14 protein-coding genes are annotated in these 13,964 nt (G+C 64.9%); 9 read left to right on the top strand and 5 right to left on the bottom strand.

Features of this window, described 5'->3' with window-relative positions:
• Positions 1-28: 28 nt before the first annotated feature.
• Both ACN22W_RS18615 and ACN22W_RS18610 read left to right on the top strand, forming a co-directional pair.
• Positions 29-916 (top strand): metal-dependent hydrolase, encoded by an 888-nt coding sequence (locus tag ACN22W_RS18615; protein WP_419688926.1) that lies wholly within the window; start codon positions 29-31, stop codon positions 914-916.
• Positions 913-1,812, top strand: a complete 900-nt coding sequence (locus ACN22W_RS18610; protein WP_419688925.1) for a hypothetical protein — start codon at positions 913-915, stop codon at positions 1,810-1,812. Before ACN22W_RS18615 ends, ACN22W_RS18610 begins: the two co-directional genes overlap by 4 nt.
• On the opposite strand, the gene ACN22W_RS18605 is transcribed toward ACN22W_RS18610, so the two are convergent.
• Complete coding sequence (locus tag ACN22W_RS18605; protein WP_419688924.1) at positions 1,800-2,915, bottom strand: hypothetical protein; 1,116 nt, start codon at positions 2,913-2,915, stop codon at positions 1,800-1,802. The two genes, ACN22W_RS18610 and ACN22W_RS18605, sit on opposite strands and share 13 nt — an antisense overlap.
• Positions 2,916-2,924: 9 nt before the next feature.
• Positions 2,925-3,635: a hypothetical protein gene (locus ACN22W_RS18600; protein ID WP_419688923.1), complete on the bottom strand. Its 711-nt coding sequence runs from the start codon at positions 3,633-3,635 to the stop codon at positions 2,925-2,927.
• Between the two features lie 62 nt (positions 3,636-3,697).
• Between ACN22W_RS18600 and ACN22W_RS18595 the strand changes: the two genes are divergently transcribed.
• A complete protein-coding gene (locus ACN22W_RS18595; protein WP_419688922.1) occupies positions 3,698-5,158 on the top strand; it encodes a fatty acid desaturase in 1,461 nt (486 codons plus the stop codon).
• A gap of 66 nt (positions 5,159-5,224) precedes the next feature.
• Here the strand turns inward: ACN22W_RS18595 and ACN22W_RS18590 are convergent, their stop codons facing one another.
• The 3 genes from ACN22W_RS18590 to ACN22W_RS18580 all read right to left on the bottom strand — a co-directional run bounded on the left by ACN22W_RS18590 (position 5,225) and on the right by ACN22W_RS18580 (position 8,279).
• Entirely contained in the window at positions 5,225-5,956 is a 732-nt protein-coding gene (locus tag ACN22W_RS18590; RefSeq protein WP_193099994.1) for a ribonuclease T2, read from the bottom strand.
• A 246-nt stretch (positions 5,957-6,202) separates the two neighbouring features.
• Positions 6,203-6,781 (bottom strand): hypothetical protein, encoded by a 579-nt coding sequence (locus tag ACN22W_RS18585; RefSeq protein ID WP_419688921.1) that lies wholly within the window; start codon positions 6,779-6,781, stop codon positions 6,203-6,205.
• A 94-nt stretch (positions 6,782-6,875) separates the two neighbouring features.
• The gene (locus ACN22W_RS18580) at positions 6,876-8,279 is read right to left on the bottom strand and encodes an HdeD family acid-resistance protein (RefSeq protein ID WP_419688920.1); all 1,404 of its coding nucleotides are present in this window, start codon (positions 8,277-8,279) and stop codon (positions 6,876-6,878) included.
• Positions 8,280-8,628: 349 nt separating this feature from the next.
• Here ACN22W_RS18580 and ACN22W_RS18575 point away from each other — a divergent pair, with 349 nt between their 5' ends.
• The 6 genes from ACN22W_RS18575 (at position 8,629) to ACN22W_RS18550 (ending at position 13,709) form a co-directional block, all read left to right on the top strand.
• A complete protein-coding gene (locus ACN22W_RS18575; RefSeq protein ID WP_419688919.1) occupies positions 8,629-9,270 on the top strand; it encodes a hypothetical protein in 642 nt (213 codons plus the stop codon).
• Positions 9,271-9,321: 51 nt separating this feature from the next.
• Positions 9,322-9,879: a helix-turn-helix domain-containing protein gene (locus ACN22W_RS18570; RefSeq protein WP_419688918.1), complete on the top strand. Its 558-nt coding sequence runs from the start codon at positions 9,322-9,324 to the stop codon at positions 9,877-9,879.
• A 79-nt stretch (positions 9,880-9,958) separates the two neighbouring features.
• Complete coding sequence (locus ACN22W_RS18565; RefSeq protein WP_419688917.1) at positions 9,959-10,540, top strand: HD domain-containing protein; 582 nt, start codon at positions 9,959-9,961, stop codon at positions 10,538-10,540.
• Between the two features lie 55 nt (positions 10,541-10,595).
• Positions 10,596-11,324, top strand: coding sequence for a class I SAM-dependent methyltransferase (locus ACN22W_RS18560; RefSeq protein WP_419688916.1), 729 nt, complete (start codon positions 10,596-10,598; stop codon positions 11,322-11,324).
• Between the two features lie 655 nt (positions 11,325-11,979).
• Positions 11,980-12,942, top strand: a complete 963-nt coding sequence (locus ACN22W_RS18555; RefSeq protein WP_419688915.1) for a DUF3658 domain-containing protein — start codon at positions 11,980-11,982, stop codon at positions 12,940-12,942.
• Positions 12,939-13,709: a DsbC family protein gene (locus ACN22W_RS18550; protein WP_419688914.1), complete on the top strand. Its 771-nt coding sequence runs from the start codon at positions 12,939-12,941 to the stop codon at positions 13,707-13,709. The genes ACN22W_RS18555 and ACN22W_RS18550 overlap by 4 nt, the downstream gene beginning before the upstream one ends.
• Positions 13,710-13,964 lie beyond the last annotated feature (255 nt).

Below are 13,964 nucleotides of genomic sequence, written 5' to 3'. Positions count from 1 at the left end.
GCCCCGTCCCCGACGGGGCCGAACTAGCATGCATCCGTTTCGCCGCCCCCCCGCCGCCAACGCCGCGTCGCGCATGCCGCCGCGCGACGTGCACTTCGCGATCGACGCGCGCATTCCGCGCTTCTGGTATCGCGGCACCTGCCATGTCACGCGCTTCTTCGACGCGTTTTCCGTGATGTTCCCGCTCGGCGAGCGCTTCTTCATCGAAAGCGTGCGGCCGTTTCGCGACCGCGTCGGCGGCGATGCGTCGCTCGCGGCCGACGTCGATGCGTTCGTGCGGCAGGAAGCGTCGCATATCCGCGTGCACCGGCTCTACAACGCGCGCCTCGCGTCGCAGCGCGTGCCGGTCGACGCACTCGAAGCGCTGCTCGAAAAACGCCAGCGCAATGCCGCGCGCCAGGTATCGCCCGTCACGCGGCTCGCGCTGACGGCGTGCCTCGAACACTACACGACGATCCTCGCGCACCGCCTGCTGAGCGACCCGGCGATCCTCGACGGCGCCGATCCGACGATGGCGGCCGTGTGGCGCTGGCATGCGATCGAGGAAACCGAACACAAGACCGTCGCGTTCGACGTGTTCACGGCGGCGATGCCGAACGCGGCGCGACGCTATGTCGTGCGCTGCGCGGCGATGCTCGGGATCTCGGTCTACTTCGTGGTCGACCTGATCTTTTTCGTGCACCGCCTCGTCGCGGTCGACGGTCAGACGTGGAATGCGCGCGGCTGGCTGCAATTGCTGCGCTGGCTGTTCGTCGCGCCGGGCATCTTCACGCGCGTGATGCCACTGTGGCTGGCGTGGTTCTCGCCGCGTTTCCATCCCGATCACATCGACAGCGACGCTGCGCTGCGCGCGGCGCGCATCGCGCTCGAACCGTATCTGGCCACCGCCGAACGCGAACCGGAGTCGCATGCATGACGCGCGCGCCGTGGACGCCCGACGGGTTCGACGACTGGCGCCGACACTATCCGGCGACCCCGTTCGCACGAGCTGAAGCGCCGCTCGACCGGACCGACGCGTTCATCGACGGCTGGACGCGGCGTACCGCCCGCCTGCCGCTGACGACGACGATCGTGCTTGTCGCCGGCCTGTATTCGGAATGGCTGCCCGGTTGCAATCGCGGCGCGCGGCAGACGCTCGGCGCGGCCGGCTATCGCGTGCTGACGGTGCCCGTGCGTTCCGCGCGCGGCGTGTTCGATCAAGGTGCGCATATCGGCACGTACCTGCGCACGCACCTGCCGGCCGGCGGCGAATTCGTCGCGCTCGCACACAGCAAGGGCGGCATCGATACGCTCGCCGCGCTGGTCGGCGACCCGGCGCTGTCGGCGCGTTGCGCGGGCATCGCGCTCGTGCAGCCGCCGTGCGGCCCGTCCGCGATCGTCGACACGATCTTCCGTCACGGCGTGCCGCCGCACGTGGCCGCGCCGTGGCCCGACCGCATCGCGCAGCGCCTGCTGCGCACGCGCTGGGCGAACGCCGGCACGCGCGACATCAGCAGCCGGCGCGATCCGCGCGTCGGCGCGATGCTCGCGGCGCTGCCGCGCGACCTGCATCTCGTGCATGGCGTGAGCTGGTCCGTCGAAGCGTCCACGCGCTTCGATTCGCACCATGGGCGGCTGAACGGCCATCGTCCCGGCTGCGCGCACGACGGGCAGTTCTATCTCGAACATCAGGTGATGGCCGGCATCCCGCAAATCTGCCTGCCGCGGCTCGATCACGGCCAGCCCGTGCTCGGCGGGCTCGGCTTCGACGCCGGCCGCTTCTGGCTCGCGCTCGCCGACCTGCTGCACGTCACGCGCGGTCAGACGAGGTAGATCTCGAAACCCGGCACGCGGCCGGCCAGCAGACCGCCGATCGGCTCGGCCGGCTCGCCGGTCGACAGCGTATAGAGATCCATCGGCGTACGCGCCGCGCGATAGCGCGCGAGCGCCGGCCATAGCGGATCGCCGTCGTACAGGCACAGCTGCATCAGCGCATGACCGTTGCGCACGCGCAGCCACGCGGCATCGAGCAGCGCCGCGAACACGGAGGGATCGCGGTCGCGCACCTGCAGGTGCGTCAGGTAGACATCGCGCAGCGGCTCACCGGGTGCTGCGATACGCGGGCGGCGCAACGCGGGCGCAAGCGCGTTGAATGCGACGCGGATCGCCTGCAGCGGCAACGGCAGCCGTTCGAGCACGATCCGCTTGATGTCGCCGGCATCCCACGGCGCGACGCAGCCAAGCACGTTGCCGCGCGCGTCGAGCGCCAGCAGGAACGAACCGATGCCGAACGCCGGCCATGTGTCGAGCCGGCGCGCGAACTCGTCCGCGGAAAACACGCTGCCGAACGGCTGGCGGCGCGATTCGGCATCGAGAAACGCGCGCAGCGCGTCCGCGTGATGCGGCTGCGCGTCGACGATCCGGACGCCGGGCGCGTTGCGCGGCGCGGACGACAACCCGCGCTGCGCGTAGACCGACACATTCTCGTAGCCGTGCCAATGAGAAAAACGCAGCCGGTTCTCGCGCCGCGACCGCGCAAGCGACTGCATCGCGAGCCGGTTGTCGCGAATCATGCAGCAGTACGCGTGCTGCACGCCGGCTTCGGTGCGCAACGTCGCGAAGCGGTCGCGCACCGAGTCGGTCCACTCGCGCGACAGGCGCCGGTCGGGCATCAGGCGCAGATCGCCGAGATAGGCGACCGGCTGTGCGCGCTCGCCGAGATAACCGTCGCGCACGACGAGGCTCGCGAGCCCCTTCAGCGACGCCTGCTCGCCCTCCGCGAGCCATACCTCATGATGCGGCGCGTGACAGCGATGCAGCGCGAAGTAGTCGGGTGCGCGATCGAAGCGCAGCGGCAGGCTGCCCTGCATCGCATGGCGGGCCTGGAAATCGAGGATGCGCGCGTTGTCGGCCGGTTGCGCGAGACGGATCCGCATGCGTGCGGCTCACGCGCCGTCAAACAGTCGGCGCGCGAGCGGCCGCAGGTTCGACGCGGACAGTTCGCACAGGCACACGAGCTCGTCGCCTTGCGCATAGCCAGGGTTGCGTGCAAGGAAGTAGTCGACGTCAGCGAGCCGCCGGTGCGCGACCGGCACCTCCGCGAGCGTGGGCGTCAGCCGGCCCTGCGGCGTGTCGAACGACAAGAGACCGGTGACCGGATCGTATGCGTGCCCGTAGCGGCTGGCGGCCAGGTGATCCATCAGGTCCTGCGTCGCCGGTGCGGTCAGGTTGTCGGCACGCGGCGCGTAGTCGCGCGCGAACGCGCGCAGGTAGCGATAGGTGCGATGCCCCTTGCAGATCAGGAACCAGTACAGCGGCACGGCGGGCGCCTGCCGCCATACGTCGCCCGCGTGGCGGATCCACGCGAACGCGAGATGCTGCGTGCCCCAGTGAGCGGGATCGATGATCGTATCGCCGGAAAAGATCACGCGGATCGATGCGTCGCGCCAGTGCGTCTCGTATTGCTTGAGCGTCGAGAAGCCCTGGATCGCGCCGCCGCTGTCGCGCAGCACGATGCAGTGCGTCTTGTCGCCGAGGTCGCGGTCGAACTGCGCACGCGCCGTGTCGCAATAGGACGCCGCATACAACGAGAACATCCGGTCGATGTCGTCCGGGCCCAAGGCCGCACGTTCGACGGCAGTGGCACGCAACTCCATCGGGGCACTCCTGCAAGACTGAACACCTTGCTATGATAGCCCGTTACCCGCCCGCTCCCGCCATGTCCCAGGTCCTTGCCCGCCAGGATGCGAACGACACGCCGATCGCCCGGCCATGGCTGCTGCTCGCCGCCTATCTCGTCGTGACGGGTGCACTCTACCGCTTCGTCACGCACATGCCGCTCGGCCCGGTTACGCCGATTTCGGCGAGCGCATTCGATCGCGCGATTCCGCTGCTGCCCGGCACCGTACCGCTCTACCTGAGCTACCTCTTCGTGATGCCCGCGCTGGTATGGCTCGGGCGCGGCCGCGCATGGCTGCTGCCGGCGTTCTTCGCGGGCGCGCTCGCCGCGGGCCTTTGCCTCGTATCCCATCTGCTGCATCCGACCGCCGTCGCATGGCCGGCCGCCGATAGCGGCTGGATCGCGTGGCTGCAACGAATTGACACGCCGCTTGCCGCGTCGCCGAGCGGGCATGTCGCGCTGCCGGTCGCGATCGCAATCGTGCTGCTGGCGCTGCGACGGCGAACCGCCGTGCTGTTCGTCGCATGGAGCGCGCTGCTGATGGTGACGGTGCTGACCACCGGCCAGCATCGCGCCGTGGATGTCGCATGGGGCGGCGCGGTCGGCATCGCGGCCGGCGCGGCGACGCTCGCGTTGCTGCGCGCGAACGCCGACCTGCGCACGATGGCGGCCGCGCTGCTCGAATGGGCGTGCATCGTCGTTGCGATCCGCGTGGCCGTCGCGCTCGGCGCGTGGTACCTGTATGCGCTTGCCGTGCTCGTCGTCGCGACGCGGCAGCACGCGCTGTTCATCCTGTATCACGACGCGGCCCACTATCACGTCACGCGCCGCCGCGGTGTCAACGACTTCCTGATCAACCTGGCGATCGGCGTGCCGGGGCTCGTGCCCGTCGAGTTCTACCGGCCGCTGCATCTCGCGCATCACCGCCATCTCGGCACCGTGCAGGATCCCGAGCGCCAGTTCCTCTATCACGACCAGCCATGGCGATTCCGGCCGCTCGATGCATGGCCGCTCGCGCGGCAGTTCCTCGGCGATCTGTTCGTGCTGAACATGGTGCGCAACATGGCGGCGTTCCGGCGCGCGGGCGGGCAGAACACGCGGCTCGGCCGACCGTTTCAGGCGGCCGCGGCGGGCTGGGTGGCGATCGTCGCGCTGCTCGTGTGGGCCTGTTCCGCGCGGACGATCCTGTTGGTCGCGGCGCTGTGGTTCGCGCCGCTGCTCACGCTGTCGGTGCTGCTGCAGAAGATCCGCAGCATGGCCGAGCACAGCGGCGGCCCGCATGCGACGCCGGGCTGGGCCGACTGGACGTATTCATGGCGAACGGGATGGATCGGCCGCGTGTTCGTGTGGCCGTATCACATCAACCTGCATCTGCAGCATCACCGCAACCCGGCGGTGCCATGGCATGCGTTACCCGACACGGTCGCGGACGACGAGCATCAGCTCGACGCGCCGGAACTGGCCGGGCTGCTGTGGTCGGGTATTCCGCCGAAGCGGTGACCGGCAACGACGTGCGCGATGTCGCGCACGCCGAAGCCCGTTCGAGGGCGCCGACCACCCTCTCCGTTACTTCGCGATATACACGCCCGACGTCGGGCACGTGCCCTGCGTATTACCGTCCGTCACGAGCGACGCGGCACTCGGGAACTGCGTGGTCGCGCTCGTCTTCACCGCGATCCACGCTTCGGTGAAGTAGCTCACGCCATTCGTCTTCGTGCACTTCAGCGACACCGCGCTGCGCGTATTGCTGCCGAACGCGCCTTCGAACGCGGACAGCAACTGGTTGCGCGTCACCGTCTTGCCCGCGTTCGCCTGCAGGTACGCGTTGAACGACGTGTTGCCAAGCCGGCTGATCATGCCGGCCGCCTGGTTCCAGTACGCATCGGGCGACGCCGAGTCCGAACAGGTGCCGTGCTTGAACCATTCGTGCTTGTCGAGGCACGACGCGACACCCGGCATGTACGTCGACAGCGTGTTGCGGGTCGCGCTGCTGATCGGGTACGCATCCATGCTGCACCACTGGTGCGCGTTGTCGAGGTCGATGTCGCTCTGCGGCACACCGCAGTAGAACGGCTGGTTGCCGTCATAGCGGTTCGGCCACAGCCCATGCAGCGACAGGCTCGTCGCCGCATACGTGCCGGCGAGGTTCGTGCATTCGGGCGTGTCGTGCGACGCGCAGAAGCCGGGCTCCCACGAGGCGGCGAGCAACAGGTAGTCGTAGCTGGACTGCGCGGTGGCGTGCAGCGAGGCGGATGCGACGGCGAGTGCGGCAGCAGCGCGGGCGAGCGTCTTGAGCATGGCGTTTCCTCGGAAAAGGCTTGCGGTCGCGGGATGCGCCGCAAGATTGTCGAATGTCTGCCCGCGATTGTTGCAACCGCAACGTGGCACGAATGTGAAGGTGGCCGAATTATGTGCGGTGGCACGGTCATACGCTGGCGCGCCACACGATACCCGAGCGGAGCGCGGGGGCAGGAACCGATTCCGCGTCCTGCCCGCTACCGCACACCGTTGACGCGTGCCGCCGTTCAGGCAGCACGCCGTCGCTCACGATCCGGCGCCCAGTTGCGTGCACGCACGCGCCGAGGATTCGGGGCCTTCGAGCGCGAGGATCTGCCATACGCCGACGCTGACGCGCTGGCGCGCCGCCGGCGACGCATCAGCCAGCAACGCCTCGACGCGCGGCGCCGCGTCGGGTGCCTTCTGCTTCAGCGCCGCGTGATGCCGCGCGCGCGACGCCGGCTCGGATTCGTAGACGTCGCACAGGCGCACCATGCCGGCCAGGCCCGCGAGATCGTCGTCCTTGTCGATCGCGGCCGGCTCGACGGGCACGAGGCCCTTGCGCTCCGCCGCAGGCAGCTTGTCGCGCGCGCCTTCGTCGATCGACGTGGCGGCCGTCGGCGGCAGGCCGCCGATCGCCGCGACGATCCGGCTGCCCGCGGCGATCATGTCACCCTGGCACTCGATCTTCTCGTCGGCCGTGACGTTCGAGCAAAACGACACCGAAGTCCGGTACACGTCGTTGCTCATGCGCGGCACTTCGTCCTCGGCCGCATGCGCGAGGCCGGCGCTCGCCAGCGCCAGCGAAACGGGAATCAGGATGCGGAAAGCGCTCGTCTTGTTCATTTTTATTCGTCTGTGGGTTTTTATAACGGGCAACATCGCCGGGCTGTAAAGTGGCTAGCCCTGCGGCGCCGGGCCCTCGTCCGGCGCCACGCGATCACTTCATCGACGCCGCCTCCGATCCGCCGGACGACAGCGCCGCGCTGTCCTGCTCGCGCCACGCGCGGCGCGACGCCATGATCGCCTTCACCGCCGAGCGCGCAACCTTCCACCACGCGAACGGCCGCGGGTCGGCGAGCATGCTGAGCGCGCGCGCATAGTCGAGCGTGAGCCCGGGCGTCCACGCCATCGTCACCGCACGCTTGCGGATCTGCGCGGCGACCCACAGCTCGGGTGTGAGCAGCAGCCGCACGAACGCGCCCCATCCGGCACCCGCGCCCTTCAGCCGCCACACCGCGCCGTCGAGCGCCGCTTCGAGCGCGTTCGACACGGTGCTCGAGCAGTTGCGGTACGTGAGGTTGTACGTCACGTTCTGCCGGTACGACGACCAGAATGCGTCCAGCTTCGCCGGATCGTAGTTGCGGATGCGCACGCGCACGGTGGACGGGCACCACGCGTTCGACTCGGTCGCGTAGTCGGGCTGGAACAGGCCCGGCACGTCGTTTTCGCGGGTTGCGCGCAGGATACGCGTGAATTCGTCCGGAGAACGATCGATCTCGACACCCGGATACAGGCTGATATAGATGCCCTCCGGCGACTCCAGCGCCGCATGTCCGGTCGAGATCACGCCGTTGGCGTCCACCGCCGCGATGTAGCGGTCGATCACCGGATAGCGCTGCGCTTCGGCCTTCGACGTGCCGGCCGGCGTCCACACGTGCACGGTGAGCGCGTGCTCGCCGTCGGCCGGCGGGCCGTCCCATTCCGATTGCGCGAAACGCGGCCGGTCGCGCGCATCGTCGAGGTCGGGTGCGAGCGCCGGTGCGGGCGACGTCGCGAATGCGGGATTGCGCGTGAGCCGCCGCACGCGCGCGGCGAGACTCAGCATGTGCATCCCGCCGAATATCAGCAGTAGTCCGAGGCAGTACGGCACGGTACCCACGTAGTGCGTCGGGTACGGCTGGAAGAAGAACACCGCCAGCAGGATCTCGACCACACCCCACGCGAACGCGACGTTCCAGCGGCGGTAGCGCACCATCCATGCGGATGTGCACTGCAGCAGCCCGTCGACGAGGAACAGCATGCCGAAGATCATCGACAGCAGGAAGTGGCCGTGGTGATGCCCCGCGAACACGAGCCCCGCGGCCACCACGACCACGATCCCCTTCACGTAGCGCAGGATACGCTGCCCGCCGACGCCGCTGCCGGCCACCGCGAGCGTCGCGAGCCCCTCGATCAGGAACAGCCATGCAAACAGCTCGATCGGGAAATGCAGCGCGCCGTCGAGCGCGTCGACGAAGATGACGACGCCCGCGACGACCCACAGCCAGCCGAGCACGGTCAGCCCGCGCCAGCGGGTGCGCAGATATTCGATGCCCAGCAGCAGCAGGATCAGTCGGACCATCGCGCCCTCGTGTCATTTTTCGGGAAACGCGCGGCCTCGCGTTTCCTGTCGTGTCGACCGCGCGTCGTGCCACGCATCGGCCGGCAGGCGGCAATACGGGCCGGCACGTCATGCCATCGACATGACCGATGGCGGCCGGCGTGTGCCGCTCTCGCCGAATAATAAGATATGGCGGAGCCGGTTGAAAGCCTGAAGAAAACGTTTTCGGCGGGCCCGCGGCGCCTGATACGGTGCAATCGGTAATGCTGCCGTGGCAGATTTCCCGTTCGACAATGCACGGCGGATACGCGAGAATCCGGCTTCCGAGGGCGAAAGCCTCTGAACCGCACCAGACGGGACTACAACAAACATGAACGTATCGATCACACGCCGGCGCCTGCTGGCCGCCGGTTTGGCCACGAGTTGCGTCGCGCTGTCGGGCTGTTTCACGCCGAAGCTGTACGAGGACGACGCGTACAGCGAGGACGTGTCCGGATTCATGATTACCAAGGACGGCAAAAAGCTGGTCGTCCTGGGCACGCGCTACCACTACATCTTCGATCTGCCGGCTCAATTGCGGCCGGTGCTGCAGTCCGGCTATCGGACATCGCTGCGCACGACGTTTATCGGCTTTCATGCGAGCGGCGGCAGCGTCACCGGCCACTACCGGATCGTCTTGCCGAAGGATGCATCGGACGACGATCGACAGGCCGCTGCCGCCGACGGATTCACCAGTGCGCCGGCCGGGCTCGTGCTCGAAGGCGACATCGGCGGCAAGCGCTATTCGACGGAAGGCTTCGCCGCGCAGGACAAGGCGGCCACGCAGCCGTTCAACCGGCCGTACTCGATTTACGTCAAGCAATCGCCGTCCGCCCTCGGCATGGGGCTGCGGATTCTCGCCACGCCGGTCACGGTGGCCGCCGACGGCGTGCTCGTGCTGGGCGGCGTTGTCCTGGTTCCCGTCGCGCTCGTCGTGCTCGAAGCGCAAGGCGGGTTCCACTTCCATCCGTAGCCGGCGGAACGCGCACGTCGGCGCGACGGCCGTATCGAACGGAGCATCGCCATGACCGCATCACCGCTTCACACGCCCCCGCTCGGCCCGCAACTGAAGCGCTGGCGCCTGCTGCACCGCGTGAAGCAGAGCCACGCCGCCGAGTTGTTCGGCGTCGCGCAATCGACGATCTCGCGCTGGGAGGCCGGCATCCAGCAGATGTCGTCCGACGAACGCGCGACGGCCGAGCGGCTGCTCGCCGCGCGCCTCGACTCCGCGGGCGACCACGCGCTTGCGCGGCTCATCGCGGGCAGCGCGGGCCGCATGCATCTCGTGTGCGACCTCACGCACCGCCTGCTCGCGTCTTCCCCCGCGCGCGCGGCCGAGTTCTCGCAGCCGTTGCCGATGCTGCTCGGCACGTCGCTGTGGCGCTACGCGACGCCGAAGATCGTTCGCATGGAAGCCGCGCTCGACACGCTCGGCTGGCACGACCACGCGGGGCCGCCGAGCGTCGAGTTCGACACCGGCGCGAATGCGTCGCGCGTCGTGCCGATCCGCGGCAGCCTGTGCCGCTGGACGCGGATGACGCTGTCGGATGGTTCGGCCGCGCGGCTCGTCGAAACGCTCTAGCGCGCCGCGCATATTTCATGCGTGGACGAATTGCGCGCGGCCGGCTTACGCTTGCCTGCTCATCGCAAGGACTCCGATCATGAACCCCGACACGATCCACGCGCGGCTCACTTTCCTGCGCGAAGCCGAACGCCTGAAGGATGTGCTGCGCAGCGGCCACACGTCGGCCGGACGCGCGGAAAGCACGGCCGAGCACAGCTGGCGGCTGTGCCTGATGGCACTCGTGTTCGCCGACGCGCTGCCCGGCATCGATACGCTGAAGCTGCTGAAGCTGTGCGTCGTCCACGATCTCGGCGAGGCGCTGCACGGCGACATCCCCGCGATCGAGCAAGCCGCGCACCCCGACAAAAGCGCGCACGAACGCGATGATCTGCTGACGCTGACGGCGCCGCTCGATCGCGCGCTGCGCGACGAGGTCGTCGCGCTGTGGGACGAATACGAGGCGGCTGCGTCGCCGGAAGCGCGCGCGGCGAAGGCGCTCGACAAACTGGAAACGATCCTGCAGCACAACCAGGGCAGCAATCCGCCCGATTTCGACTACGCGTTCAATCTCGGCTACGGCCGGCGCTATACCGACGCCGCGCCGCTGTTCAGTGCGATCCGCGACATCGTCGATGCCGATACGCAACGCAGGATCGACGCGGGCGGGCACCCCGCGTAAGCTCGCGGTGTCGGGCGCGCGGCACCGCGCGCCCTGCTCGCCCGAGGCCTTCCGCATGACGCAAAATATCTACGACGACCCGGCCTTCTTCGAAGGCTACAGCCGCCTGAACCGCTCGGTCCACGGCCTCGACGGCGCGCCCGAATGGCCCGCGCTGCGTGCGCTTCTGCCGGACCTGCGCGGCCGCAACGTCCTCGACCTCGGCTGCGGCTACGGGTGGTTCAGCCGTTGGGCAGCCGACCAGGGCGCGGCAAGCGTGCTCGGCGTCGACGTGTCCGAACGCATGCTCGAACGCGCGGCGTCGAGCGCATCGCACCCGGCGATCACGTACCGCCGCGCCGACCTCGAAACGCTCGCGCTGCCGGATGCCGCGTTCGATCTCGCGTACAGCTCGCTCGCGTTCCACTACATCGCGCACCTCGACACGCTGCTGCGCACACTCCATCGCGCGCTCGTGCCGGGCGGGCGGCTCGTGTTCTCGATCGAGCATCCGGTCTACACGGCGCCGCGCCGGCCCGGCTTCGTCGTCGATGCGCAGGGCAACCGGTGCTGGCCGCTCGACGGCTACCAGCGCGAAGGCGAACGCGTGACCGACTGGCTCGCGCCGGGTGTCGTCAAGCAGCACCGCACGCTCGGCACGCTCGTCAACCTGCTGATCGACTGCGGCTTCACGCTCACGCACCTGGACGAATGGGCGCCGACGCCGGAACAGGTCGCAGCGATGCCCGCGCTCGACGAGGAACGCGACCGGCCGATGATGGCGATCGTCGCCGCGCAGCGGTAACGCGGATCTCGGCACGCGCGCGGGCCTTCGTCCGCAAGCGTCATAGATCGCAACAATGACGCCGTCGCGTCCCCGCGCCGGCGTGGCATTCGCACAATTCAGCACAATTTCCACACGACTTAGGCGCCGTGATGCTCTTGAGTCAACACCTCTTCCCGAACCATTGGGATAAAACAAAAAATTAATCTCAATTTAATTTAACAAAATTTGCAATTTGACACTCAGAAACAATTTATCAATCTCAAAAAAATAATTGATTGGAAAATCACCACCATCAACCTAACCTAGCAAACACACGAATTCAAAAAAATGAAAACATACAAAAAATCTTCAACTCAAATCCTCCCCACGCAAACAAGTCTTGAAATTTTCCTCAACCCTCCATAAAGGAGAATTCGATGAATATCAAGCCACAACTTTTGACAAGGAAGATTATCCGATCGACTGCAGTAACCTTTGGCATGGCCCTCATGCTGCTCCATCCCGGCATTGCCACTGCCGATGGTCTTGCCAATAGCATTCTCGAGGGACCAAACGGCTCGAACCAACGCGCATTCACGAACTGCGCCATCTCTTACACGATGTGCATCCAACGATATGGCAGCAGACCCGGCAGCAATTCTGGCATGACGAAATGCGCAGATTGTCTGAATAGATGCAATCGCTCGAATGGATGGTGGCCGATGATAAGCGGCTGCACCGTGTAAATACCAACTCTTTCGCCGCGAGCGCCCCAATTTGGCAAACGAGAAATATCAATCAACAAACACCAATCATCATTCACACGCGGCGAATTTGCCATTTTATTAAAAATCACCTAGCATTCGTCAACTTCAAAAATCACACTCGAGGCACCTCAATGAGTTCCAACACACCTCATACAAAAATACTTCACGTGACATTCTCAGAGGCTGCCTTCGACGCTGTTTCATCTGCAGTCTCAACAAAAAACATAACTGGGTCGTGCATTCTCATCAATGGAGACTGGCACTTCGGGCCACTCAAAAACCGTAGCGCCCAAACGCTCACATCGTGGTTTATCGAACATTTTGGCTATACACCAGAAAATCCAATAACTCACAACCCGTCTATTTCCCTCGATGAGTCCAGGGAAATTTACGCGTGGATAGATGCATTTTCATCCGATGAGTATGCAAATTTTCTACACTGGATAAGCACAAGCAGGCCACGTCAATTCTCCCTGATTCCGCACAACAGCACTCACGTTACCTCGACATCACCGAACTCCGAGAATCTTGCCGAGTTCCTTGATCACGCCATTAAAAATGGGGCGAGAGAAATTGACGCATACATTCAGGAATGGAATACGTTGGTCAATGAAAATTCCGACTTCAGGTTAATCAACCCTGCTGGAAAACTCCAATCCTTCACGTCATCAAGTTTCGACAAATACATCATCGATTCCGTTGCGACCGACTGGGAGCCCTCGCCGTTACCAGTACTGCGCGCAATGGAACACCTCCATGCCGAGCGCCAGCAATTTCCGGGTGACATTTTTCTATACCAGCGACTTGAGCAGCTAGCCACGAAAGGCATCATAGAAAAACAGACTGACTCAGACATTACACAAACCCAGATACGGCTGGCGACCCCGTGAGCCACACTTCCGCACAATCGCACGGACTACGATATTCAATCACCATGCCCGGAAATTCGAAATTGCAAGCAGCGTTGCTTCTGGTCACCGTCCTTGCCGCCATGCACAGCGCTTCATTTGCTGCCCAAGAAGAGAAATTGAAGCAGATCCTTCAAGAGAAAATTCCTGAGCTAAAAATAGAAGGCGTCCGCGAATCTCCAATCATTGGCTTATACGAAGTAGTCGCCAACTCTCGAGTTTTCTACAGTGACCAGATGGGCAGGCACGTGATCATTGGAAACATAATCAATGCCACCACTCAACAAAATCTTACAGAGAACCGCTTCAATGAAATCAATCGCATAGCCATTTCCGACCTTCCATTTCAGCACGCAATAAAAATAAAAAACGGAAACGGCAAACGAATAATCGCCACCTTCTTCGACCCAAATTGCTCATTCTGCAAAAAAATGAGTCCCGAACTGGACAAAGTCCCAAACGCAACTATTTATATTTTCCTGCAAGCCACCCTTTCGCCCGACTCCGTCGCAAAATCCGAGATGATCCTTTGTTCTGACAATCCGCCTCTGGCATGGAAGCAGTGGGTGCAAAGAGGGAAAATCGCCGCACGTCGGACGCCGTGTCAATCCGCCGTCATCCAAGAGTTAATCTCATTGGGGAAAAAACTGAACATCAAGGGAACACCTACCACATTCCTGCCGTCCGGCGAAAGGGTCGAAGGATTTATTTCCGGAAAGGATTTGACCACCAGAATCGACCAAATGTAACGACCTCCGCTTTCCGACCTCTTGTTCGCCGCAAAACCGCGAAGACCGTTTTCCTGTCGCTCGCAGTCGACGAGCTAAAGTGCGCAATTACGGTCACCGCGCACTTGAACTCGCTCGCCAATTCCACCCATTGCACCGATGACAGCGCTCAGCATTCGATCCGACAGTGTCGTTCGCACAATTCAGCACAATTTCCACACGATTTGTCGTGAATTCCTCGCTTACCATGAGCGCCTGATTCGAATCGGCACGCCC

This window comes from Burkholderia theae (genome assembly GCF_048565265.1).
GTDB classification, from domain to species: domain Bacteria; phylum Pseudomonadota; class Gammaproteobacteria; order Burkholderiales; family Burkholderiaceae; genus Burkholderia; species Burkholderia theae.
Note: the sequence above shows the minus strand (reverse complement) of the source record. Positions and strands in the feature narration are given on the sequence as shown.

Excerpts from the sequence above, each read along its gene's own strand:
- ACN22W_RS18615 (WP_419688926.1), top strand. The coding sequence starts at position 29 with ATGCATCCGTTTCGCCGCCCCCCCGCCGCCAACGCCGCGTCGCGCATG.
- ACN22W_RS18610 (WP_419688925.1), top strand. The coding sequence starts at position 913 with ATGACGCGCGCGCCGTGGACGCCCGACGGGTTCGACGACTGGCGCCGA.
- ACN22W_RS18605 (WP_419688924.1), bottom strand. The coding sequence starts at position 2,915 with ATGCGGATCCGTCTCGCGCAACCGGCCGACAACGCGCGCATCCTCGAT.
- ACN22W_RS18600 (WP_419688923.1), bottom strand. The coding sequence starts at position 3,635 with ATGGAGTTGCGTGCCACTGCCGTCGAACGTGCGGCCTTGGGCCCGGAC.
- ACN22W_RS18595 (WP_419688922.1), top strand. The coding sequence starts at position 3,698 with ATGTCCCAGGTCCTTGCCCGCCAGGATGCGAACGACACGCCGATCGCC.
- ACN22W_RS18590 (WP_193099994.1), bottom strand. The coding sequence starts at position 5,956 with ATGCTCAAGACGCTCGCCCGCGCTGCTGCCGCACTCGCCGTCGCATCC.
- ACN22W_RS18585 (WP_419688921.1), bottom strand. The coding sequence starts at position 6,781 with ATGAACAAGACGAGCGCTTTCCGCATCCTGATTCCCGTTTCGCTGGCG.
- ACN22W_RS18580 (WP_419688920.1), bottom strand. The coding sequence starts at position 8,279 with ATGGTCCGACTGATCCTGCTGCTGCTGGGCATCGAATATCTGCGCACC.
- ACN22W_RS18575 (WP_419688919.1), top strand. The coding sequence starts at position 8,629 with ATGAACGTATCGATCACACGCCGGCGCCTGCTGGCCGCCGGTTTGGCC.
- ACN22W_RS18570 (WP_419688918.1), top strand. The coding sequence starts at position 9,322 with ATGACCGCATCACCGCTTCACACGCCCCCGCTCGGCCCGCAACTGAAG.
- ACN22W_RS18565 (WP_419688917.1), top strand. The coding sequence starts at position 9,959 with ATGAACCCCGACACGATCCACGCGCGGCTCACTTTCCTGCGCGAAGCC.
- ACN22W_RS18560 (WP_419688916.1), top strand. The coding sequence starts at position 10,596 with ATGACGCAAAATATCTACGACGACCCGGCCTTCTTCGAAGGCTACAGC.
- ACN22W_RS18555 (WP_419688915.1), top strand. The coding sequence starts at position 11,980 with ATGCAATCGCTCGAATGGATGGTGGCCGATGATAAGCGGCTGCACCGT.